This window comes from Rhodococcus sp. 05-340-2, from assembly GCF_002258915.1.
Taxonomy (GTDB): Bacteria; Actinomycetota; Actinomycetes; order Mycobacteriales; family Mycobacteriaceae; genus Rhodococcoides.
This window is the reverse complement of the sequence record NZ_NOYU01000006.1, coordinates 227,788-250,574: the sequence shown is the minus strand read 5'-3', so window position 1 is coordinate 250,574 and position 22,787 is coordinate 227,788. Positions and strand designations below refer to the sequence as shown.

The 22,787-nt window shown below is 64.3% G+C and carries 25 protein-coding genes; 13 read left to right on the top strand and 12 right to left on the bottom strand.

Going from position 1 to position 22,787, the window contains the following annotated elements; all coding sequences use genetic code 11:
- Nucleotides 1–20: 20 nt before the first annotated feature.
- On the top strand, nt 21–1,418 hold the full coding sequence (locus CH271_RS02630) for a cytochrome P450 (RefSeq protein WP_094632742.1): 1,398 nt from the start codon (nt 21–23) through the stop codon (nt 1,416–1,418).
- Here CH271_RS02630 and dinB read toward each other — a convergent pair whose 3' ends face one another.
- Genes dinB through CH271_RS02600 form a run of 6 tightly spaced genes read right to left on the bottom strand, consistent with a single transcriptional unit; the run spans nt 1,419 to nt 6,570 of the window.
- The gene (gene dinB, locus CH271_RS02625; protein WP_256986158.1) at nt 1,419–2,639 is read right to left on the bottom strand and encodes a DNA polymerase IV; all 1,221 of its coding nucleotides are present in this window, start codon (nt 2,637–2,639) and stop codon (nt 1,419–1,421) included.
- A gap of 40 nt (nt 2,640–2,679) precedes the next feature.
- Nucleotides 2,680–3,078 (bottom strand): hypothetical protein, encoded by a 399-nt coding sequence (locus CH271_RS02620; RefSeq protein ID WP_143545992.1) that lies wholly within the window; start codon nt 3,076–3,078, stop codon nt 2,680–2,682.
- The gene (locus tag CH271_RS02615) at nt 3,075–4,061 is read right to left on the bottom strand and encodes an inorganic phosphate transporter (RefSeq protein WP_037190482.1); all 987 of its coding nucleotides are present in this window, start codon (nt 4,059–4,061) and stop codon (nt 3,075–3,077) included. Before CH271_RS02615 ends, CH271_RS02620 begins: the two co-directional genes overlap by 4 nt.
- Nucleotides 4,062–4,068: 7 nt before the next feature.
- Complete coding sequence (locus CH271_RS02610) at nt 4,069–4,686, bottom strand: DUF47 domain-containing protein (protein WP_037190484.1); 618 nt, start codon at nt 4,684–4,686, stop codon at nt 4,069–4,071.
- A gap of 25 nt (nt 4,687–4,711) precedes the next feature.
- Entirely contained in the window at nt 4,712–5,629 is a 918-nt protein-coding gene (locus CH271_RS02605) for a polyphosphate polymerase domain-containing protein (protein ID WP_094632563.1), read from the bottom strand.
- Between the two features lie 47 nt (nt 5,630–5,676).
- Entirely contained in the window at nt 5,677–6,570 is an 894-nt protein-coding gene (locus CH271_RS02600; protein WP_143545991.1) for a hypothetical protein, read from the bottom strand.
- Between the two features lie 66 nt (nt 6,571–6,636).
- Here CH271_RS02600 and CH271_RS28660 point away from each other — a divergent pair, with 66 nt between their 5' ends.
- Nucleotides 6,637–6,804, top strand: a complete 168-nt coding sequence (locus tag CH271_RS28660; protein ID WP_155292901.1) for a S4 domain-containing protein — start codon at nt 6,637–6,639, stop codon at nt 6,802–6,804.
- An 11-nt stretch (nt 6,805–6,815) separates the two neighbouring features.
- Here CH271_RS28660 and CH271_RS02595 read toward each other — a convergent pair whose 3' ends face one another.
- The 3 genes from CH271_RS02595 to CH271_RS02585 form a co-directional block, all read right to left on the bottom strand.
- On the bottom strand, nt 6,816–8,465 hold the full coding sequence (locus CH271_RS02595) for a CotH kinase family protein (RefSeq protein ID WP_256986157.1): 1,650 nt from the start codon (nt 8,463–8,465) through the stop codon (nt 6,816–6,818).
- 68 nt (nt 8,466–8,533) lie between these two features.
- Entirely contained in the window at nt 8,534–9,211 is a 678-nt protein-coding gene (locus CH271_RS02590; protein ID WP_037190487.1) for a DUF4956 domain-containing protein, read from the bottom strand.
- Nucleotides 9,212–9,512: 301 nt separating this feature from the next.
- The gene (locus tag CH271_RS02585; RefSeq protein WP_068053805.1) at nt 9,513–10,106 is read right to left on the bottom strand and encodes a TetR/AcrR family transcriptional regulator; all 594 of its coding nucleotides are present in this window, start codon (nt 10,104–10,106) and stop codon (nt 9,513–9,515) included.
- 158 nt (nt 10,107–10,264) lie between these two features.
- On the opposite strand from CH271_RS02585, the gene CH271_RS02580 reads away from it, so the two are divergent.
- Genes CH271_RS02580 through CH271_RS02570 form a run of 3 tightly spaced genes read left to right on the top strand, consistent with a single transcriptional unit; the run spans nt 10,265 to nt 14,213 of the window.
- Nucleotides 10,265–12,538, top strand: a complete 2,274-nt coding sequence (locus tag CH271_RS02580; protein ID WP_094632560.1) for a putative bifunctional diguanylate cyclase/phosphodiesterase — start codon at nt 10,265–10,267, stop codon at nt 12,536–12,538.
- 11 nt (nt 12,539–12,549) lie between these two features.
- Nucleotides 12,550–13,170, top strand: a complete 621-nt coding sequence (gene bluB / locus CH271_RS02575) for a 5,6-dimethylbenzimidazole synthase (RefSeq protein WP_170945919.1) — start codon at nt 12,550–12,552, stop codon at nt 13,168–13,170.
- Nucleotides 13,167–14,213: a hypothetical protein gene (locus CH271_RS02570; RefSeq protein WP_256986156.1), complete on the top strand. Its 1,047-nt coding sequence runs from the start codon at nt 13,167–13,169 to the stop codon at nt 14,211–14,213. The genes bluB and CH271_RS02570 overlap by 4 nt, the downstream gene beginning before the upstream one ends.
- A gap of 4 nt (nt 14,214–14,217) precedes the next feature.
- On the opposite strand, the gene CH271_RS02565 is transcribed toward CH271_RS02570, so the two are convergent.
- From CH271_RS02565 to CH271_RS02555, 3 genes are all read right to left on the bottom strand, one after another.
- Nucleotides 14,218–14,730, bottom strand: coding sequence for a DUF427 domain-containing protein (locus CH271_RS02565; protein WP_094632556.1), 513 nt, complete (start codon nt 14,728–14,730; stop codon nt 14,218–14,220).
- Nucleotides 14,731–14,752: 22 nt separating this feature from the next.
- Nucleotides 14,753–15,463, bottom strand: a complete 711-nt coding sequence (locus tag CH271_RS02560; RefSeq protein ID WP_094632554.1) for a DUF2637 domain-containing protein — start codon at nt 15,461–15,463, stop codon at nt 14,753–14,755.
- Between the two features lie 340 nt (nt 15,464–15,803).
- Nucleotides 15,804–16,106 (bottom strand): WhiB family transcriptional regulator, encoded by a 303-nt coding sequence (locus CH271_RS02555; RefSeq protein WP_008713079.1) that lies wholly within the window; start codon nt 16,104–16,106, stop codon nt 15,804–15,806.
- A 270-nt stretch (nt 16,107–16,376) separates the two neighbouring features.
- Between CH271_RS02555 and CH271_RS02550 the strand changes: the two genes are divergently transcribed.
- From CH271_RS02550 to CH271_RS02515, 8 genes are all read left to right on the top strand, one after another.
- A complete protein-coding gene (locus tag CH271_RS02550) occupies nt 16,377–16,757 on the top strand; it encodes an ArsR/SmtB family transcription factor (RefSeq protein ID WP_037190493.1) in 381 nt (126 codons plus the stop codon).
- Between the two features lie 42 nt (nt 16,758–16,799).
- On the top strand, nt 16,800–18,197 hold the full coding sequence (locus CH271_RS02545; RefSeq protein WP_094632552.1) for an ABC transporter substrate-binding protein: 1,398 nt from the start codon (nt 16,800–16,802) through the stop codon (nt 18,195–18,197).
- A gap of 222 nt (nt 18,198–18,419) precedes the next feature.
- Nucleotides 18,420–19,982 carry an amidase gene (locus CH271_RS02540; protein ID WP_094632550.1) on the top strand — a complete coding sequence of 521 codons (1,563 nt, stop codon included), beginning with the start codon at nt 18,420–18,422 and terminating at the stop codon, nt 19,980–19,982.
- Between the two features lie 27 nt (nt 19,983–20,009).
- Nucleotides 20,010–20,717 carry a nitrile hydratase subunit beta gene (gene nthB, locus CH271_RS02535; protein WP_037190497.1) on the top strand — a complete coding sequence of 236 codons (708 nt, stop codon included), beginning with the start codon at nt 20,010–20,012 and terminating at the stop codon, nt 20,715–20,717.
- Nucleotides 20,714–21,316 (top strand): nitrile hydratase subunit alpha, encoded by a 603-nt coding sequence (nthA, locus tag CH271_RS02530; RefSeq protein WP_094632548.1) that lies wholly within the window; start codon nt 20,714–20,716, stop codon nt 21,314–21,316. Before nthB ends, nthA begins: the two co-directional genes overlap by 4 nt.
- Complete coding sequence (locus tag CH271_RS02525; protein WP_094632546.1) at nt 21,313–21,738, top strand: nitrile hydratase accessory protein; 426 nt, start codon at nt 21,313–21,315, stop codon at nt 21,736–21,738. The genes nthA and CH271_RS02525 overlap by 4 nt, the downstream gene beginning before the upstream one ends.
- A gap of 105 nt (nt 21,739–21,843) precedes the next feature.
- Nucleotides 21,844–21,981, top strand: coding sequence for a CbtB domain-containing protein (locus CH271_RS02520; protein WP_255139041.1), 138 nt, complete (start codon nt 21,844–21,846; stop codon nt 21,979–21,981).
- Nucleotides 21,972–22,772: a CbtA family protein gene (locus CH271_RS02515; RefSeq protein ID WP_094632542.1), complete on the top strand. Its 801-nt coding sequence runs from the start codon at nt 21,972–21,974 to the stop codon at nt 22,770–22,772. The genes CH271_RS02520 and CH271_RS02515 overlap by 10 nt, the downstream gene beginning before the upstream one ends.
- The last annotated feature ends 15 nt before the right edge of the window (nt 22,773–22,787 follow it).

Sequence of the window (22,787 nt, the reverse complement as noted above, 5' to 3'; positions counted from 1 at the left end):
AGCCGAACGATGGAGTGGCGATGTCGACAGAGTTCGCGGTACGAAACGGCGCTCTACCGCATCCCCCGTACCGAGTTCCCGTACTCGGCGACATCGTCGGCGTCGACCCGCGCACCCCGGTTCAGGATTCGACCGCCATGGCCGGCCGCCTCGGCCCGATGTTCGAGCGGAACATCCTCGGTCGACGCTTCGTCTTCGCCTCCGGTGCCGACGTGGTGGGCGAACTGTGCGATGAGAAACGGTTCGAGAAGTTTCTGCCTCCCGGCGTCGAGAATCTGCGCGACATCGGGGCCGACGGACTGTTCACCGCCTACAACCACGAACCGAACTGGCAACGGGCCCACGATCTGTTGCGTCCGGCCTTCACCGCCGGTGCCATGCGCGGCTATCACGAGATCATGGTCGACGTCGCCGACGATCTGGTTCGGCACTGGGAAGACCGCGCACGCGCCGGCGCAACCACCGACGTGTCCTCGGACATGACGAAGCTGACGCTCGAGACCATCGGTCGCACCGGATTCAGTTACAGCTTCGGCTCGTTCGAGCGAACCGAGCCGCATCCGTTCGTCTCCGCCATGGTCGGCGCCCTGACCTACAACCAGAGGCGGGCACTGCTGAAGATCCCCGCGTTCGCCAAGCCCCTGTTCGCCCGATCCGACCGCGAATACGCACACAACAAGCAGTACCTGGCCGACGTCCTCGCAGATGTCGTCCGGACCAGGCGCCGGTCCACCGAAGACTTCGCCGACCTGCTGCAGATCATGATGGACGCGGCACGTGAGGTGGACAATCCGAATGCATTGAGCGAAGCCAACATCGGCTATCAGATCCTGACGTTCCTGATCGCCGGACACGAGACCACCTCCGGTGCACTGTCGTTCGCGCTGTACTACCTGGCGACACATCCGGAGGTCTTCGAGCGGGCCCGCGCCGAGGTCGACGAGGTCTGGGGTGCGGGTGAGCCCGAGTTCGGGCAGGTCCCCAAGCTGCGGTACGTCCGCCGAGTCCTCGACGAATCGCTGCGCCTGTGGCCGACGGTTCCCGCGTTCGGCCGGGGAGCACGGACGGAGACCACCGTCGGCGACGGCTACCGAATGGCGGCCGGGGACTGGGCGATCGTGCTGGTGACGGCCCTGCATCGCGATCCGGTGTGGGGCGATCGCCCCGACGAGTTCGACCCGGACAACTTTCTACCCGACCGCATCAAAGCCAGACCGGCCCATGCCTACAAGCCATTCGGCACCGGCGAACGCGCCTGCATCGGACGGCAATTCGCCATTCACGAGGCGGTCCTGGTCCTCGGAACGATTCTCCAGCGTTTCGATCTGCGAGCCGACCCGTCGTACCGCCTGCGGGTCGAGGAGCGACTGACCATGATGCCCACCGGCTTTCGGGTGCAACCGACGACACGGCGGTAGTCAGTCCGGCAACAGCGGAACAGAGATTCCCGGATCGCGACCGAGCAGCACCCCGCGAGTGAGCGAGGTAGATCCGAACTTCTTGTGCACCCCGTCGAGCGCGCGGTCGAGAGCCGATGCCTCCGGCGGCGTCCGTACCGACGGTGCGTCGAACTGCAATTCGAGTTGTTCCGCGCCGCCCTTGTCGATACTCGAAACGGTGACACCGACGAGGGTGATGCCCTTCTCCGAGATCAGCGGTGCCGCGTCGCGCAGCAATTCGAGTGCGGCGTCGAGGATATCCCTGGTATCGGCGGTGGCGCGATCGAGCGTGTGCGATCTGGTGGCGCGAGTGAAATCGGCAAAACGTAAGCGCAACATCACGGTTCGACCGGTTCGCTCCGCTGCGCGCATACGGTGTGTGACGCGATCGACGAGCCCGATCAACGAGGCCTCCACCTCGGCTGCGTCGTGCCTGCCGCGGCCGAGTGCCCGCTGTGCGCCGATGGAACTGCGGGACTTCCCGGGCTGGACGCGTCGGGGATCTCGGCCCATGGCCAGCGCGTACAGATGAGCACCCGCACCCTTGCCCAGCACCGAGGCCAACGAACGCTCGCCGTAGGCCGCGATGTCGCCGACGGTCCTGATGTCGAGGACGTGCAGTTTCTCGGCGGTCACTTTGCCGACGCCCCACAGCCTTTCGATGTTCAGCGGATGCAGGAACTCGAGTTCGCCGCCGGGCGGCACGAGCAGTAGGCCGTCGGGCTTGGCGAAAGCACTGGCCACCTTCGCCAGAAACTTGGTGGTGGCGATCCCGACGGTGATGGGCAGCCCTACCTGTTCGGCGACCTCCTGCCGCAGACGTTGTCCGATCTCCGTGGCACTGCCCGCAATCTTCTGCAACCCGCCGACGTCGAGAAACGCCTCGTCGATGGAGATGCCCTCCACCAGCGGGGTGGTGTCGTGGAAGACGTCGAACACGTCCTTGCTCGCCTGCGAGTACGCCTCCATGCGCGGCGGGACCACGATGGCCTGCGGACACACCGCGCGTGCCTGCCCGCCGCTCATCGCCGTACGCACCCCGAAGGCCTTGGCCTCGTAGCTGGCGGCGAGCACCACTCCCCCGCCGACGATCACCGGCTTACCGCGCAGCCGCGGATCGTCACGCTGCTCCACCGAGGCATAGAAGGAGTCCAGGTCGGCGTGCATGATGCTCGCCACGGATCTGCCGGTGGACTCCACCGTTCCATGCTTGCACAGGCCACCGACACCGATGCCCGGGTCAGTCGCAGACGTGCTGCTCCGCGGCCTGGACTATCGGCTCGGCCCAGGGCTCGCCGGTCCCCTTCTCGTAGGTCGCACCGAGAGAATCGGTCACTTCCGCGACGGCTTCCTCCTCGGACAATCCCTGCTGAGCGCGGGTCTCGCAGAAGCCCGGAATGTAGATGCCCAGTGCGAACACCTCGTTGACGGTCGTGCCGATGTCCTGCCCGTAGAGGTCGTCGAACAGTTCGGCCATTCCCGGGGTCTCGAGAAAGCCGTCCCTGGCCTCCTGCACGTCACGAGAGATGCCGCTGCCGGTGTCCGTCGACGTCATCTCGTAACCACAGCCGGTCACCGAGCTCAGTGCCACCATGCACAGTGCAGCACTCACCGATGTCCAACCCGCTCGCCGCTTCACGAGAACACCCCTGCAATCACGTAGGTCAGCGCGGCGACAGCAGCCGCCGCGGGCAGCGTGGTGACCCACGCCGCGAGCATGTTTCCCGCCGTTCCCCAGCGCACGGCCGTCGTGCGTTTGGTCGCCCCGACGCCCATGATCGCCGACGAGATGACATGCGTCGTCGATACCGGCGCTCCCAGTCCGATCGAGGCCACGTACAGAACCGCGGACGCGGTCGCCTCGGCCGCGAAGCCCTGGGGTGGGTCGAGTTCGATGATCTTGCGGCCGAGGGTGCGCATGATCCGCATCCCACCGGTCGCTGTTCCGAGCGCCAGCACCGTCGCGGTGAGGAAGTAGCACCACAGGGGAATCGTGTAGTCGACCTGATTGCCGGACACGACCAGAGCCAGAACCACGATGCCCATCGTCTTGGCTGCATCCTGCATACCGTGCCCGAAGGCCATGGCCGCGGCCGAGCAGGTCTGAGCGCGCCGGAACCCCCGGCTGGTGGCACTGGGAGACGACCGCCGGAACATCCACAGAATGGCCACCATCACGGCGCTTCCGAGCACGAAACCGACTGCAGGAGAAACGATCATCGGGAGGATCACCTTGGTCGCGACGCCACCCCACAGCACGGTCATGCCGCCGGCCAGTGCAGCTCCCACCATGCCGCCGACCAATGCGTGCGAGGACGAGGACGGCAACCCGAACCACCACGTGATCAGATTCCAGGCGATGGCACCGACCAGGGCGCACCCGACCACGAGCAACGCGTCGGATCCGACGTCGAGGGCGATGATTCCCTCCCCCACAGTCGAGGCGACCTTCGCGCCGAAGAAGGAACCGAGCAAGTTTCCCACCGCGGCCATGACCAGTGCCGTCCGCAGTGTGAGTGCGCGCGTGGACACCGATGTCGCGATGGCATTGGCCGAATCGTGAAAGCCGTTGGTGAAGGTGAACGCCATCGCCAGGGTGATGACCAGAACGAGTGCTACCACCGCGCACTCACGTCTCTTTCAGCACGATGGATTCGATGACGTGCGCTACCTTCTCGAAAGCGTCTGCGGCGTCTTCGAGTTCGTCGCCCACTCCCTTGAGTTTCATCACTGTCAATGCGTCGAAACGGCCGTCGAACAGATCCGCCAGAAATGTCCGATAGGCATGATCGGCCCGGTTCTCGAGCTCGTTGATCTCGATCCAGTAGCGCTCGAGATCCTTCATCGACGCCAACCTCGGCATGGCTTCCGCCGTGACCTTCGCCGACCGGTCGAGGATGTCGATCATGTCGTGCATGTGTGGGGTGAGTTCGCCTATTCGGTAGAGCGAGAGCAGATGTGTCGCCGCTTCCATGTGGTCCATGACGTCGTCGAGGCTCGAACCGAGGACGTAGATGTCGGTGCGATCGAACGGGGTGATGAAGCTCGAGTTCAGGGTGCGGAACAGGTCGTGGGTGACGCTGTCGGCTTCGTGCTCGAGATCGACCATGCGACGCGCCACAGCATCGATCTCCGGTGCGGATTCGAGCAGTTCGGTCAACGTCTTGGCTCCGGTGGCCAGCAGCTGAGCAGAGGAGTTGAACAGGTCGTAGAACAGAACGGACTTGGGTTTGAAGCGTGCGAACATCTTCCGTCTCCTAGGGGTACGGCGGCTACCGGCGAGCGCCGGCGTAGGGCTCGAGCAGATCCGACGGCACGCGATGGTCGGCATCGGCGGGAAGGACGAGTTCGGGCGCACCGGCGCGTGATCGCGGTGCCATCTCGAACGCCTCGATGGACTGGCAGTACTTCGAGACTCGGATGACGGACATGTTCATCCGGGCCGTCATGTCGGTCACCCAGTACGGCACTCGCTCGTTGGCCTTGATCTCCAGGATCGCGAGCTTGGGCGGAATGATGAAACGGTTCTGGGCACCGGAATCGAATCGAAAATCGCGATCCCGACCGTGCACCTTGTGGTCGATCGTCACCCGCAGACCGAGATCGGCCTCGCGGCCGACGTAGGCCTCGCGCAGATAGCCGGTGGTGACCATCGGACGCAGGTCGAGGTTGGCGATCAACGTGCTGACCTCGTTGACGAACGGACGCTGACTCGGATCGCACTCGATCTCCTCACGGCCGTTCAACCACCGCTGAGAAACGTCGTAGGGCAACGAGATTCGACGCTTCTGGGTGACTCTGTTGACGCGCTGCTTGATCTCGATCTGCACCGGTGTGTCGTCCGTGCATTCGGACGGTGCCCCGTACAGCCGCACCCGCACCTTGCGGCGGAACTTCAGGCCCTCGATCTTCTCCCAGTAGAACCGCAGGTCGGTGGTGTCGTAGTACAGGGAGGTGACCGGGTAGCCACCCTTGGGCGAGAACGGATCGGTGTCCATCCGCGCCGTCAACTCTTCACGAACCTGTTCGACGTCGGCTTCGGCGACGAAGTACTTGATCTCGTACCTGTTGAACGAGTGCAGCTTGCTGGCAGTCTGCTGATAACCGGTGGGCTCGGTATTGAGGTCTTCCGGCGAGGCACCCTGTTTCTCCAGTGCGGCCTTGGGCCGAAATTTGTCGAACAGACTCATGGAGCGATCCTTCCTTCGGTGGGTGTGACGGTCGGGCGACGCCGCGTTCAGTTCGGCTCGGCGAACACGATCGGGGGTAGTTCGGTGGCTCCGTCGGCCTCGGACGCGAGCAGTAGTTCACCCGCGTCGGTGAAGGCGACGGCCTCGCCCTGTGGTTGATCGGGGCCCTCGACGACACCGGTGGGAGCGCCCGAGAATGCCGCGGCCACATCGCCGTCGGCGATATCGAAGACGAACAGATCCTTCTTCGTTCGCAGTGCCCCCACGGTCGCGTCGGCATCGACGGCTGCACCGGTGATCGGCCGACTCGACCCGTCCGCAGCAGTTGCGGCCACCGCTCCGACGCGAACCAGATCCACGGTGTCTGCTGCGCCGGTAACGGATTCGTCGGACGAGTAGATCGTTGCGGACGCACCGCCCGAGACCTTGGTGATCAACACCGGTTGCCCGGTGGGCGTCAGAGCGAACGCCTCGACGTCGTGTGCGCCGTCCGGGTAGCGCAGAGAGACGGAGGTGCGGCGATCGGACCGGACATCGACGCCGATCAGGGTGACGCTCTCGCGTTCACCGTCGTTGTCACCGGTGTCGGCGAGCCACACGATCCCCGCGCTGTCGACGGCCATGTCCTCGACGTCGACCGTCTCGACTCCGACGTCGATCCACCCGGTCACCTCGCAGGCACGGTCGAGCACCGCCAGCCGATCGTCGCTGCCGCGGTCCCCGATCGCGTAGCCGGTATCGCCCGTCCACGCCAGACCCGACAACTCGGACAGGCCCGAGTCGGTGGGGGTGCACCAGGTTTCGAATCCCGCGACGGCTGAGGGTTGGGCTGCCGGGGGTTGGGTCGCTGGGGATTGGGCCGAGGTGCACGACGCGAGCACCGAGGCACCGACCCCGCACGCAGCGACCACCACGCCGACCCGCCGTCTCCGAGTGTTCACCTGACTGTCGCCTACCCGCCACGCGATCGAGCGTCGACGGTCACCGCTCGGGAGCAGCATCAGGTCATGAACGGTCGAACTTCTGTTCCCGAGTTGCTGGTTGCCACAGGCACTGCGCGCACGCTGTCGCAGGCCGCCTCCTTCGTGATGGAGGGAATGGTCCTGATCAACGGCATGCCGCTGCGCGACCCCCGCCGCGAGGTTTCCCCGGCAGACACCCTGACCCTGCGCTGACCGCCGGGACATCACGACGATCCCGTCACGACAGGATCGTCGGCGAGTGCATCGATTCGGATCTGCAGCCGTGACTTCAATTCGGCAGCGTCGGCGTCGATCTCCTCCTGGGTGAGCCCGGCCGACGTGGGAACGGATGCGGCAACCTCGTCGACGATGTCGAGTACTCGACCACTGGCCCACAACTCGTCGTAGATCGTGCGGTACGCAGCGTCGTATTCGTCCGTGAATTCCGTCGAGTCCAAGAACATGTCCTTGAGCGAATTACCCAGCATCGGTCCACCTTCGGGCATGCCCCCACCCTCCGGAATCTCCATTCCCTCCGGTGGTGTGAAGCCCTCGGGCATCTGCGGCATGCCACCGCCTCCGGCTCCTCCGCCACCGGGAATCATCGAGACTTCGTCGTGCGCCCCGGCGGTGGAATCGGAATTCAGAGCCAGATTGAGATCCCACGACACGACGGAGAACTTCTTCGTGTCCAGGTCGTAGTAGAGGTAGAAGTTCTTTCCCGGTCCGCCCATGTCGTCGCCGTTGCCCAGCAAGTTCTGCAGTGCAAGGTAATTCGCCAGCGAGTCGACGTCGACGTAGTCGGCCAGATGCGCATCGAACTCGGCCTGGTCGGCACCGTCGAGCCACTTCAGCAGCGTGATGATCGGTTGCAGGTCCGCTGTGCCGCGGGCATTGATCTGGGTGAACTGCTCGGCGTAGGTGGTCTGGTCATCGCCCTGATACGTGAAACTCGCATTCGCGCCGGTCTTGTACAACACCCCGTCGCCGTCGTGCAGAGAATTGGCGTAGTCGTCGTCAGGAGCGACGACCACCAGTCGCGTCGTCTCGGTCGAGTCGTTCACCGAATACGTGGTGTAGGTGAAGTCCTGGGTCGCCTGGCCCGAAGCCTCGGTGATCGCAAGGGAAACCGACTCGTTCAACGCCGGAGTGTACGGCCGCAGCGAGAGCGTGGTGTGACCCTGATACGCCCGGCCCTCGGAGTACTCGGCGAAGTCGATCAGAAACGGAAGATCCTCGGGCTCATCGAAACTGAGCGGTTCACCGAACATGGCCATCCCGGCACCACCGGGCATTCCCCCGCCCTCGGGCATGGCAGCACCATCGGTAGGTGCTGCGCCATCCGCAGGTGCTGCACCCTCCGGCATGGTGGCACCCTCCGGCATGGTGGCACCCTCCGGCATGGTTGCACCCTCCGGCATTCCCCCGCCCTCGGGCATGGCTGCGCCGTCCGCAGGAGCTGCTGCGGCGTCCGCGCCGGCGTTGCCACCCCCGCGTCCCGGCATCGTGCCGTCGTCGTTGCTCAGCGTGCTCAGCGTCGAGTTGCCCTTCAACCGAATACCGACGTCCGAGATCAGAGTGCCGTCGATGGTGATGTCTGCGGGTACCGATTCCTTGACACCCTCGTTCTGGAACGAGTCCTTCAGGGTCTGGTAGTCGCCGGCGTCGATATCCACCGAAATCGAGTGCGACACAGTGGTATCGAACAGATCGACCGTACCCTGGACGTTCTCGGTGATCTCGGAGGCGATGACGGTTGCATCGCCGGTGATGTACGGGCGGATCCGGGTCGACCCGAACACGGTCGCCATCACCACGACGAACACCAGCAGTGTGGCAGCAATTTTCCAATGCTGCCGCACCGTCCGAGGCACTCGGTGGACGAGCCTCCTTCGCAGGGTTGTCGGAGCGGTGGGAAAGTTCGCGTTCGGGTCGGCCACGATCAGATGTCCGTCTGGTCGTATCCGGTGAGTACCGAAACCCGTTGTCCGGTATTGACCTCACTGAGCGCTGCGATCAACTCACCGGGTTTCTTGCCCGATCTGAGTTGGGCCGTGAAGTACAACTCGGTCAGCGCACCCGATCGCACCGATTCGGTACTGACGAGCTCGAACTCCTTGCAGTACTTGATCAGTACGTCCTCGACGAGATCGGTGTAATCGGCGTCGGGTGGAACCTGCACCTTGACGACCTGACGCTGCACATCGAGTTTGAACCAGTTGAACTTGCTCATCACCACCATGACCAAGCAGATGGCAAACGTGGCCGCAATGGCCAACACGTAGAAGCGAGTTCCCGTGGCCATGCCGATCGCCATGACGAGGAAGATGAATCCGACATCGCGAGTTTCCTTGATGGCGTTGCGGAATCGGACGACGGACAACGCACCGACGAGGGCGAACGCCCGTGCCACGTTCGATCCGACGACCAGCATGATCAAGCTGATGACCATGCCCACCGTGACGAGAGTTTGTACGTAGGACTGGCTGTACGAGACGTTCTTGTGGGTGAGTCGGTAGACCCAGCCGATGATGGCCGACAGAACGAACGACAGTGTCAGAGACACCACGATGTCGAACGTCGAGAACGTTCCGCTCAGGTCTTGAATGTTGAAATTCATCGCATTCCGATCGAGTTGAGTCGAATTCCGCACTGGTTACCGGGGAGCGCGTGACCCACGCGCCTACATCCGCAATCAGTGCTGTTTACCGTTTGTTCGGATGCCGTTAACCCTAGAGACAATCTGGACGGAATTTCCACCTCAGAAGCTGGCAGTTTCCTGCCAATTCAGCCGTTCATTTCCTGGCAGCAGTGGAATTTCGAACGACCTCGATCCGGCGCCCCAGTCGGACGCCGGTCGGTTCAATTTTTCAGTTGTGTTGCGGGTCAATCGATTACGTGTACATGTTGTACAAACGCCGTCAGTCGGTCGTCGAGCGAAGTGACGGCAGAATTACTTCGTCGATTATTCGCGTTCGGTATTCCGAATCCAAAGGCTTGGCGTCGGTCAATGGGCCCGTCATGATTGCGCTGAACACCATGTACTGCAGAAAGTCTGCCGATCTCGGCCTGCTCGACAATTCCCCCCGCTGCACCGCGCGCACGACGACCGACTCGAGGAATCTGGCCTCGGGTTCGAGGAACGTTCTCCGCACCGCTGCCGCCAACTGTTCGTCGACCATCACCGCGTGGTGGATCGCCGCGGCGAAACGTTGATCGTGCTCTGCCCCCTCGGACACCCGATTCATCAACTCGAGCAGATCTCCGCGAAGGTCTCCGGTATCGATGCCGACGAACGGGGGCGGGCCGACCGATTCGATGGCCGCGACCACCATCTCGGCCTTGCTCGACCATCTCCGGTAGAGGGTGGCCTTGCTGCACTGCGCTCGCTCGGCAACCAGGTCCATCGACAGTGAGTCGTAACCGACCTCGCCGAGGCACAGTAGTGCGGCGTCGAGAAATTCGCCCTCGCGTTCCACACTCACCCTCGACCGACGTGGGGCGTCGACGCTCATCCGTGGCCCCCTTATCGAATCGAAACAGTTTCGTACCGCTTACCGAGCGTAGCGCTGAGGCATACTTCTGTCACTGGACGCGCAGCGCAGGTGACCTACATCACGTCCGTGTGACATTGTTGAAGCCGTCGGATCGGCGTGAACGGCTGGAGAAAATCGTGACGGCCTGGTGGCGGTGGTACGCAGCGCTCGGCGCAGTCGGCTGCGTCGTCTACTTCCTCGTCCCGACGATCGTCTGGGCCCAGTCCGTCTTCGCCCTCGTCGGGGCCTCCGCCGTCGCTGCCACCGTGATCGGTACAAGGATGCATCGGCCGGCCAACCGCAGAGCCTGGCTGGCCATCGCCGCCGGAACCGCACTGTGGGTGCTCGGCGACATCGTCTACGAATGGATCCACGTCACCCGCGGCAGCGTGCCGTATCCATCACTGGCCGATGCGCTGTACCTCCTCGGCTATCCGATCTACGGCTTCGGCCTGTTCCTGCTGGCTCGCCACAAGTGGCGAGCGAGCGAACGCGGCCACGTCGCCAACAGCGCCATCGTCATGGTCGCGTTCGGACTGCTCACCTGGGTGTTCGCCGTGCAGCCGTCGCTCGGCGGCGAGGGTATCTCCGGAATCGCCGGTCTGGTCGACGTCGCGTACCCCGCAATGGACATCTTCCTGCTGGGACTGCTGGCGCACTTCGTGGGCTCGAGGCAGTGGCGGGCCCTGTCCTATCGGCTGCTCACCGTGGCCGTTGCGCTACTGGTCGTCACCGACACCGTGAACAATTTCGCGATCGTCTCGGATTCCTCGTCCGACAGGTCCCTGTTCGACGTCGGCTGGATCATCTCGTACGTCCTGATCGGCGTCGCCGCCCTTCACCCGTCCATGCGGCGCATCACCAACCCGAACATCGAATCCAACGCCCACCTGATGGCGTCGTTCACCACTCCCACGGTCGTCGTGCTGACCGCGGCCACCCTGACTGCGCCGATCGTGATGTTCATCGAGGTCGTTCGCGACGAGCCGATCGCCCAGTGGGGATGGGCGGTGCTGCTCTGCGCTCTCGCGTTGGTGGTCCTGGTGATCATTCGCATCACCGATCTGTTGCGGTTGTTGCACACTCAGACCGTCCAGCTCCGTGCCGTCGCCGATACCGATCACCTCACCGGCCTGGCCAACCTGCGCGCCCTCGAACATCGACTCTGGGGCAATGCGGGTGAATCGACTGTGCTGACCGTCGATATCGACCGATTCAAGGAGATCAACGACACCTTCGGACGCGGCCTCGGCGATCAGGTCCTCGTGCTGGTCGCCGAGCGCTTGCGAGGGGTCGCCGACGACTCGATTCTGTTGGCGCGCTTGGCCGGTGATGAATTCGCCCTGTGCGGGTCGTCGGAGTCGATGGATCCGGCCGCGTTGGCACACGAGATCCAGCTCCGGTTCGCCACACCCTTCGAGGTGGGGAACATGACCCTACTGATCGAAGCGAGCGTCGGAGTCGCGTCGACTTCTCCGACCGGAGATGGTGAGGACGAGACGACACCCGATCGCCTCGTCCAGCGCGCCGACCTCGCCGTCCAGGCCGCGAAAGCCGCTCAGTCGCGCGTCGCGTACTACGACCGATCGATGGACCGGGACAAGAGCGAGCAACTCATCATGCTCGGCGAACTCACCACAGCATTGGAAACGGATCAACTGCGACTGCACTATCAACCGCAGGTCGACCTCACGACGATGACCGTCGTCGGCGTGGAAGCACTGCTGCGGTGGCATCATCCGAACGGCACAGTCCTGTCCCCCAGTGCATTCCTGCCCACCGCCGAACGCACCGGACTGATCCGGCCACTGACGAGCTACGTCCTCACCCACGCCCTCGCCCAACGCAGGCAGTGGATGTCCGACGGACTGGAGTTGAGCATCGCCGTCAACATCTCGACCCGCAATCTGTTCGACGACACCCTCGTCGGACAGGTGTGCACGGCGCTGAAGGAATTCGATTGTCCACCTGGTCGATTGACCTTGGAGGTGACCGAGACCTCGGCGATGACCGACCCGGTCGGCGCGACCGAGGCGCTGTCGATTCTGCATGCGATGGGTGTGCAGGTCGCCATCGACGACTACGGCACCGGCTACAGCTCGCTCGCGTACATCGAGAGGTTGCCGGTACAGGAGTTGAAGATCGACCGCACCTTCATCGGCGGCATGGCACACAACCCGGCGCACGAAGCCATCGTGCGATCGACCGTCGAACTCGCCCGTACGCTAGGACTGTCGGTGACGGCAGAGGGAGTGGAGGACGAGGTGACGATGACGACGTTGCGCGAGCTACGGTGCGGACGAGCGCAGGGTTACCATCTCGGCCGCCCCACCTCGGCAGACCGACTACCCGCCCTCGTCGCCGAAATCGACGCGCGTCTGAACACTGCTACAGGAGAACGGATATCATGACCGAGGCAGCTCTGTCGGTGTACGCCGCGATTCGATCTCGCCGCGACGTTCGCGCCGAGTTCGACGGAACCGTCGTCGACGACGAGACTCTGCGCCGAATCCTCGGAGCGGCGCATCAGGCCCCGAGTGTCGGCAACACCCAGCCCTGGGACTTCGTCGTCGTCCGCAAGCCCGACACACTGAGCGCATTCGCCGCGCACGTGGCCGGATGCCGACAAGATTTCGCGGACAAGCTCGATGCCGAGCGCCGAAAGACGTTCGACCCCATCCGTATCGAGGGAATCGAGACGAGCGGAACCGGTGTGGTCGTCACCTACGATCCCGACCGTGGAGGACGGCACGTCCTCGGCCGCGACACCGTCGACGACACCGGCCTGTTCTCCGCCGTACTCGCCATCGAAAACCTCTGGCTCGCAGCAATAGCCGAGAACGTCGGCGTCGGCTGGGTATCGTTCTACGACGAGCCGTATCTCACCGAACTGCTCGACATCCCCGCGCCGGTCCGCCCGATCGCCTGGCTGTGTGTGGGCCCGGTCGAGTCGTTCCAGGAGGTACCCGATCTGGAACGCTTCGGCTGGCGCACCCGCCGCCCGCTGGACGACGCCCTGCACTTCGAGCAGTACCGCCGATGATGCGCGCGCGCCTGGTTGCGGTGGCCACTGCCTGCCTGCTCGTGGCCGGCTGCTCTGCAGCCGAGTCCCCGACCGAACCGTCCACTCCGGCAACCACTCCCGCTGCCGAGCCTGCACAGGCCCCGGATTCGGCCGACCCGATCGGCACCGTCGTTCCACTCGCGGGTGCTCCCGAAGGTGTTGTGGTCGGAACGTCCGGGATCGCTGCTGCCGGGGTGCGTGAGCCCGACGGCGTGGTGCTGTTCGACGCGGCGACCGGTGCCGTGCGGCAGATGGTCGCGACGACGGGTGCGCCGCGTCATCTCTCACTGGCCGGTCCGGACGGCCCGGTGTTGGTTCCACTCGAGGGCAGCGACGAATTGCTCGAGATCTCGCTCGCCGACGGCGCAATTCTGTCGACGGCCACCGGAGTCGGCCGTCAACCACACGATGCCGTGCGGACCTCCGACGGCACGATCGTGGCCACCAACGAGATGGGCGGCGGGGTGATATTCCTGCGTGACGGTTCGGTCGTGTCGGAACTACCGCCGGGTCCCGTCCAACCCGGTGGTGTCGCCGCTCTCGGTCCGTTCGCGGCCGTCGCGGACGTGCAGGGCAACGGTGTGTGGGTCTACGAAGGCGCAACGCAGCGGGAGGTGGCGCAGGCTCCTATCGGCGTCAAGCTCACGCATGCGGTGACGGTGAATCAGACGGTGGCCGCGTTCGCCGACACCGACGGCGGTGCGGTCCTTCTCGCAGCGGTCGATGCTGCCGGGGACATTCGTCAGATCGCGTCGATCGATGCGCCGGGCAACCCGTACGGGTTGGCCGTCGATCCCGAACGCCGGTTGCTGTTCGTGACGCTGACCGCGTCGAACGTACTGCGAGTGGTCGACGTATCGGATCCCGCTGCTCCGCGAACCCTGGGCGATGTTCCGACGGTGACGCAGGCCAATTCGGTCGCTGTCGATCCACGCACCGGGGACGTGCTGGTGACCGGCAGCGACCCCGGCGCGAGCAGTTCGATTCAGATCATCACTCGCGCGGAGTTGCCTGGTAGTTAGGCCGTCACCAGCCGTAGGAGCCCGGGATTCCTTTGAACGGCCCGACGACGTCGTCGGTGATCCAGCCCTCGTAGAATCCGCCTTCCTGGGGCCGGACCGCTTCGCCGTCGATCTCGCAGTCGAGGCTACTGGGCGAGAACGCCAGGTATCCGGCGATCTCGGCGAACCGAGGAGTGGGGTTCTCGTAACTCCACCCCGCGGCGGGTGCGACGGCATCTCCGCCGTGTACGTCCCAGTAGGTGGCGGCACCCTTCCATTCGCAGTGCGTCGACCGGGCCTCCGAGGGGGTCAACGCACCCGGAACCACGTCTGCGGGCGAGATGTACCAGGTCGGTGGGTGGCTCGTTTCCAGTACTCGGTACGCGGCGGTGGTGCGGGCGACCACCTCGCCGCCGAGCCGAACGACGAGCGAACGGTTCGAGGACTCGAGCTTGGGCGGACGGGGGTAGTCCCAGACGGACTCCTGGCCCGGCTTCGGCTTCTCGGGAACAACGGATCTCGGCAGATGTGAACTCATACTTCGATGGTGCCACCGGGTGTCACGGAGCGTCGACGGGATAGAGATCGTCCACCCGTTCCTCGTCGAGAATCCAGCGATCGACGTCGTCGAGAGGCTCGACCGTGCGCACCGAGGTGACCGAAGATTCGGGTGGTCGGTGTTCGGTGCGGACCGGCTCGGTGCGGACCGGCTTCTCGGCGCGCTCTGTCGGCGCGGGTGCCGGTATCTCGGGTGTGGGGAATTCGGGCGCAGGTGTCACGGGTTCGGCTCTCGGGACGAAAGCCCACTCGTCGACGGCAGGTTTTTCGTCGTCGACGATGTCGATGGTCTTCGGCAGTTCTGCGGGTACCCGAACGAGGATGCCGAGTCCGTGGGTCGCGGCCAACAGACTCACCGGGGCGACGGTCGCAATGGCCGCCGACAGAGCGGGATGCAGGGTTCCGGCGTCGGAAATGAAGGCGTGCATGGCATTTGCGCCGATACTCACCAGAGCCGCCGTGATCAACACGCCCCAGAAGAAGCGTCGGCCACTGCGCTGATCCTCGAACTGGGCGAGCGCGATGACGGAGATCGTGGCCTGCAGGATGGTGCCGTCGACGATCACCGGCCACAGCCACGACAGAGAACGCGGAACGCCTGCCATCGTGGCGAGATCCCACAGTGCAGCGAAACTCAGCACGAACGACGCAATTCCGATGACGGTGGTGATGACGACCGCACTGACGAGCGTCGCACGCAGGACCTTGTTCATGGGTCGTCATGAAACACGAAGCCACCGACAAGTTCGGTGAAGGCTGCGACGGTCAGGGCTCGAAGGCGGCGCGAACGATGCGTCGTCGCCGCGAATGTCGATCATGCCGGGCTTCACAGCAGTGTCGACAGCGAGTTCGCCGGAGGTAAGGCCGAGGAGACCTGCGGATTCTGATCGCCTCGTTGCGGCCCGGTGTTGTCCGCCCAGCAGTCTTCGCGAACGCGCGCGCGTTTGCCAGGGGCGCGCGGAATCGCTACGCGAGCATTGACAATTGTGAACGCGCCTGGCGAATGCGCGCGCATTTGCCACAATCCCCCACCGCACCGAAGCCGCTCAGGGATCAGGCGGTTCGGACGGCCCCGCGGTAGAAGTCGGCGCGATCGTGTGCAGACATTCCGCCCCACACGCCGTAGGGCTCGTTCGCCTCGAGGGCGTGCTGGCGGCATTGTTCGAGTACCGGGCAGCGGCCGCAGACCTGCTTGGCGGATTTCTCACGCGAGGTGCGGGCGCGGCCTCGTTCACCTTCGGGGTGGAAGAACACAGACGAGTCCAATCCGCGACACAGGCCGTCGAGTTGCCAGTCCCATACGTCTGCGTTGGGGACGGGAAGTTGGACCGGCCTGGCGGGTGCGCCTCGCACCATGAGCTGTCTCCTCACTGAAAAGTGAACAAGCTCACTATCTCGCATTCGTCATACTTTTACAAGTCCTTTCAGTCATTCGTAGTACTTAAAAGCAAGCATGCTTGCTTGAATTCCCGTTCGGAACCGAAGGGCACCCGACTCTCGGGCGGGCGTTACCGGATATCAGCGACATCGGATGCACCGACAGAGCTTTCGACCCTCGACCACGTGCGATATGTTGATGCCAGTCGACCTATTCGGGGTGCAACCAATTCCAGGACGAGGACAGTGATGGACGTCGGTGATCAACAGAGTCGAGAGCTGGTATTCGCAGCTCTTGCCGATCAGGTCCGTCGCGAAATCCTGGACACCCTGGCCTCGCACGGTGAGTGCAGCGCAGGGTTCATCAGCGAACACATCTCGTCGGTAGGGCGCACCACCGTGTCGGCTCATCTGAAAGCCCTCAAGATGTCCGGGGTCATCGTCGAACGGCGTGCCGGTCGGAACCGCTTTTTCTCCGTGGACCCAGCCGGTCCGGCCAACGACGCTCTACAGTTTCTGCGTGATGTGCTCGAGCGGTCCCTGGTGGCGGCACAGGCACCCAGCGATGCGCCCAGTACCGACCGCACCGATGACGCCGCATCGGAAGCTCGGCCTCGCCGGCGCGCGTGACACCGGGAGTCCGCGTTCGATCGACATGACCGTGGTGGCGTGATGTCCGACCTGTCCGTGACGGCGCAAATCCACGTACCTCACCCGCCCGCGGTTGCGTATCAGCAGTTTCTCGACGGGAATCTGCTCGACCTCGAGTGCACCCGGCTGGTCGTCGGGGCCGCGGTGTCGGTGTCCCTGCCGGTGGGCGGGACGGGAGCATCCGGCATGCCCATCACGCTGCTCGGCCACGTCGCGGCAGTGCGACCGGCGAAATCGGTGGTGGTGGTCCATCATCAGCCTTGGCGAGGCCGGTTGACCTTGCGATTCCACCCCGACGGCACCGGCACCCGATTGGTACTCGAGTCCGGTCTCGATCGAGACGGCGTGGCCTGGCTGGCGCACAAACGTGGTTACGGTCCCCCCGAACCACTTCGGCCGGATCGCCACCGCATCGGACTCCTGGTCAGCAAGTCAGGCTCGGCAGCGGTGTTCGCGCAAGCCACCGAGACTCTGGCTCGATTGGCCGTCGACGAGATCAATGCCGATGGCGGAATTCGCGGTCTACCCGTCGAATTACTGATAGGCGACGACGCATCCGACTCACGGGCGGGGGCTACCGCCACGCGCCGCCTGCTTCGCAGTGGCTGCCGCATCATCTTTGCCTGCGTCACCTCGGCAACGTTCAACGCTGCGGCGTCGGCGTTGCACGACAGCGATGTGCTGGTGGTGCATACCGTCCTCAACGAAGGCGGGCGCCCGGATCCCGGCATAGTGCGGCTCGGCGAACGCCCACTCGCGCAGGCGCGCGCCGGAATTCCTGCGTTGATGACCGAGACCGACAGCCGTACATGGTTTTTCGTCGGACACCGGTACTCCTGGTCGTACGGCGCGCACTGGGCTGCGCGACGAGTTGTCGCAGAGAACAACGGTTCGGTCCTCGGCGATGCGTACCTGCCCCTCGGGACCGAGGATTTCTCCTCCACCATCGCTGACATCGAGCGCTCCGGGGCGGAGCTGATTCTGTCGTCGCTGGTGGGCCACGACGAGGTCGTCTTCGAGCAACAATGCTTCGACGCGGGCCTGCGGTCGACAACGCGCACGTTGGCCCTGGTGCTCGACGAAGCAACCCAACAGCTGATCGGTACCTCGGCCTCCGACGGAGTATGGGCGGCGTTCGCGTACTTCCAGGGTGCCACCGACCTGCACAAAGATCTCGAAAACCGCTACAACGCACTGCAAGCCGGCCCGAAACCGCCCATGAGCTCGCTGTCCGAAACGACGTACGAGGCGATCGCTGCCTACGCTCGGATACTCGGGGCGACCCGCAGCGAGCTCGATCGAGAGACGCTTCGTCGACGCCTGTCGGACCGGTCGACATCGAGTCGCGTCGACGAAGGTCCGACGGGGCCCGCCATCATGCTGGCCGTGTCACAGGGCGGCATCTTTCGGCCGCGGTAGCCCACACACCGGCGAGAAGCCGATACGCACTTCTCGTCACCCCTGAATTCGCGTGAACTCGACGCAACACAGAATTTACCGGCCAATATGTCGATACATATTGACGCATTGACTCGAACTGCTTTAGCGTCGCCTGATCCGAGTACAGAGAACCTCGGTGGGTAGGGGCGCGTTCGTCCCTCCGACACACCGACACGACTTGCTGTTTCGACAGGAGACGACATGACAGTTTCACGCCCGGATCCGGATGCGATCGGTTCGGCCGCAGAGCATTTCGGGATCGATCTGAGCGCCTCGGACCGTGAGGAGTTCGCCGGGTTGGTCGACGGGGCTCTCGGGTCCTACGACGTCGTGGACGAGTTGTACGCACAGATCGCGCCCAGCATCCCCGATCGAGAACATCGAGTCCTCTCCGAAGCCGAGAATCAGCTCGGAGCCTGGTACGTCACCACCGCGATCCGATCGGCCGAGCCGGTGGACGACCGCCTCGCCGGAAAACGCGTCGCCATCAAGGACAACGTCGCCGTGGCCGGGGTGCCGATGATGAACGGCTCACGCACCCTCGAAGGCTTCGTCCCCTCACGCGACGCCACCGTCGTCACGCGCCTTCTGGAATCAGGAGCCGAGATCGTCGGCAAGTCGGTGTGCGAGGACCTGTGTTTCTCCGGTTCGAGCTTCACCTCCGCGTCGGGACCGGTGCGAAACCCGTGGGATCTCGGTCGCGAAGCGGGTGGGTCCTCCAGTGGCAGCGGTGCTTTGGTCGCCAACGGCGATGTCGACATGGCAATCGGCGGCGACCAGGGTGGGTCCATCCGCATTCCGGCCGCGTTCTGTGGAGTCGTCGGCCACAAGCCGACGTTCGGCCTGGTTCCGTACACGGGAGCCTTCCCGATAGAGCGCACCATCGACCACGTCGGCCCGATCGCCCGGACGGTCGCCGACGCGGCCCTGATGCTGTCGGTCATCGCCGGATCCGACGGCAACGATCCCCGCCAGCCCGCGGACATACCCACCGTCGACTACACCCTGGGTCTCGACCACGGGGTGGAGGGGCTCCGAATCGGCGTCGTCACAGAAGGTTTCGGACACGAGTCCTCCCAGCCCGCGGTCGACGCCGCAGTCCGAGCTGCAGTGCAGCGCTTCGCCGAGGCCGGTGCGGTGGTCGAGGAGGTGAGCATTCCGTGGCATCGACACGCCTTCCACGTCTGGAACGTCATCGCGACCGACGGAGCGGCGTACCAGATGCTCGACGGTAACGGCTACGGGCTCAACGCGAGTGGTCTGTACGACCCGGAACAGATGGCGTACTTCGCCGGCCGACGAATGGAGCACGCCGACGAACTGTCCGAGACCGTCAAACTCGTTGCGCTGTGCGGACATCACGGAACAACCACACTGGGATCGGCGATCTACGGTAAGGCCCGCAACCTCGTTCCGACGGCTCGTGCCGCGTACGACACCGCGCTCGAAGCCTACGACGTACTGGTGATGCCCACTCTTCCCTACACCGCCACCGAGTTGCCCGACGCCGGCATCGACCGTGCCACCTACCTCACCAAGGCCCTCGGGATGGTCGTCAACGCAGCCCCGTTGGATGTGACCGGACACCCGGCGCTGTCTGTTCCGGCGGATCTGGTCGACGGCCTCCCGGCCGCAATGATGATCGTAGGCAAGCACTTCGACGACGCCACTGTACTGCGTGTGGGTCATGCATACGAACAACTCGTCGGCGGGTTTCCCACGCCCGATTCTGCGCGAAGCCGCGTTGCCCTCACGTCGCCCTGACGACCCATCACATCGAAGGAGAAACAGATGAACGGAGTATTCGACCTCGGCGGAACCGATGGAATCGGAACCGTTGTCGTCCCCGAGAACGAACCGATATTTCGAGCGGAATGGGAAAAGGTCGCTTTCGGCATGTTCTCCATGTGCTTCCGTGGCGGATTCTTCGGAGTCGACCAATTTCGTTACGGCATGGAGCTGATCGACCCCGCGGTCTATCTGAAGTCGCCGTACTACGAACATTGGATCCACACCGTCGAGTACCACGGTGAGCGCACCGGAAAGTTGGACCTCGACGAACTCGATCGCCGAACCGAGCACTTCCTGAAGAACCCCGATGCTCCGCTGCCCGATCATGCCGATGATCCCGAACTGTTGGCCTTCATCGACGCCGTCGTACCCGCAGGCGCACCGGCCAAGAGGGAAAGTGACAAAGTCGCACGCTTCGCGGTCGGCGACACGGTTCGCGTGCTGCGCGGCTCACCCCGCGGCCACACCAGGAAGGCGCGCTACATCCGCGGCGCAACCGGGAAAATCGTGATGGCACACGGCACATTCATCTATCCCGATACCGCGGGCAACAACCTCGGCGACTGTCCCGAGCACGTCTACAACGTCCGCTTCGAAGCCGACGAACTGTGGGGCACGGAGACCGCTGACGCCAATCAAGCCGTGTATTTCGACGTCTGGGAACCCTACATCGAACTCGTGAAAACCGAAGGAGCACAGGCAGTATGAGTGGACTTGTTCGCAGCCAGGAAGAGATCGCTGCACGCGTCAAGGCGTTGGAATCGATGCTGATCGAGAAGGGCATCATGACCACCCAGGCCATCGACCGTCTCGTCGAGATCTACGAGAACGAAGTGGGCCCGCAGCTGGGTGCCAAGGTCGTGGCCAAAGCATGGTCCGACCCGGAGTTCAAGGCCCGACTCCTCGCCGACGCGACCGGCGCGTGCGCCGAACTCGGCATCGGCGGATTGCAGGGCGAAGACATGGTGGTCGTGGAAGACACCGCCGAGGTCCACAACGTGATCGTCTGCACTCTCTGCTCGTGCTACCCGTGGCCCGTTCTCGGACTGCCGCCGAACTGGTACAAAGAGCCCCAGTACCGGGCCGCGATCGTGCGCGAGCCGCGCAAGGTACTGGCCGAGAGCTTCGGTTACACGGTCTCCGACGACGTGGAGATTCGGGTCTGGGACTCGAGCAGCGAGATGCGGTACTGGGTACTTCCTGCGCGCCCTGCGGGTACCGACGGATGGACCGAGGATCAGCTGGCCGAGTTGGTCAGTCGCGACAGCATGATCGGCGTCGGTCCCGCTATCGAGGCGACGGCATGACGACGACAATCCGCACGGACGCAACCGAACTCGGCGATGCACGCCGCCGGGTGGAGAAGCTCGTCTGCAGCCTCCCCGATGTACCGGGTGGCGACACCGCCTTCACCAAACCCTGGGAGATACGCGCCTTCGCCATGGCCGTCGCGGCCTACGATGCCCGCCAGTTCGAGTGGTCGGAATTTCAGCTCTCGCTGATCGAGTCGATCAAGTCGTGGGAGGAACGGAACGATCCGTCCGAGGAATCACCCTGGTCCTACTACGAACACTGGCTCACGGCACTGGAAACACGACTTTCGGGTAGCGGCTTGCTCAGCGACGCGGTTCTCGACGAACGAACCGAGACAGTGCTCGCAACGCCACCCGATCGCGACCACCACAAGGCGCATCTCGAACCCGTGAGCATCGATCCGGCCCGCACCTGAAATCTCGAAAACACACTCGACCACCACCCGAAAGCGGTACATCCCATGACCACCTTGTCCGCAGCACCCGACACCGCCCTGCAGAAGATCGCGGCCTCGACCGTGATGATCGCAACGATCCTACTCGCCTTCGTCGTGCTCTACCTCGTCGGTTTCGATCAGGGCGCGATCTCCCGCAGTGGCATGTACATGCACGAGTTGATGCACGACGGCCGCCACCTGCTGGGCCTGCCATGCCACTGACCGACACCCACGGCCCGACGCTGCAGGGCACATTCGTCCAACTCCTGCTCCGAGGCCTGCTCGCCGGACTCCTCGCAGGCCTGCTCGCCGGAGCAGTCGCCTACGTCGTCGGTGAACCGCACATCGACTCGGCCATCGCCATCGAGGAAGCAGCCGGCACCGACACCCATCACACCGACGCCGATGCCGCCCCGGCGGCGCATTCCCACGGCGACGAGGAGGCACTGGTCAGTCGGGACGGACAACGCGTCGGACTGTTCCTCGCCACCGGACTCGCCGGCCTGGCACTCGGCGCGATCTTCGCCTCGGCACTGCACTACGGGCGACGCTTCACCGCACTGCCCGGGTCGGTCCTCGCGCTCGTCGGGGCCGGTGCCGGATGGGTGGCCATCGAAGCAGTCCCGTTCTTCAAGTACCCGGCGAACCCGCCGGCCGTCGGAGATCCCGAGACCATCACCCAGCGCACCTGGCTGTGGTTGGCGACGGTGATTCTCGGGCTGCTGGCCGTCGCGGTCGGGATCTACGTGGCGAAGGCGGTGGCGTCGCAGACTTCGGTGGCGATGCGTGTCGGCGCGCCGTTGCTGGCGTTCTTGATGATCGTCGGCATCGGTTATGCACTGTTGCCCACTGTCAACGAGGTCGGCGCGGACTTCCCGGCAACCCTGCTGTGGGAATTCCGCCTGTCATCGCTGGCGACCCAGGCGACGCTGTGGCTCGCGCTGGGTTTGGGATTCGCGTTCCTCACCGATCGCGCAATGCGCCCTGTTCGCCGTGAGGCAGTCGCGGCGTAACCCAGCGCCGCGTCA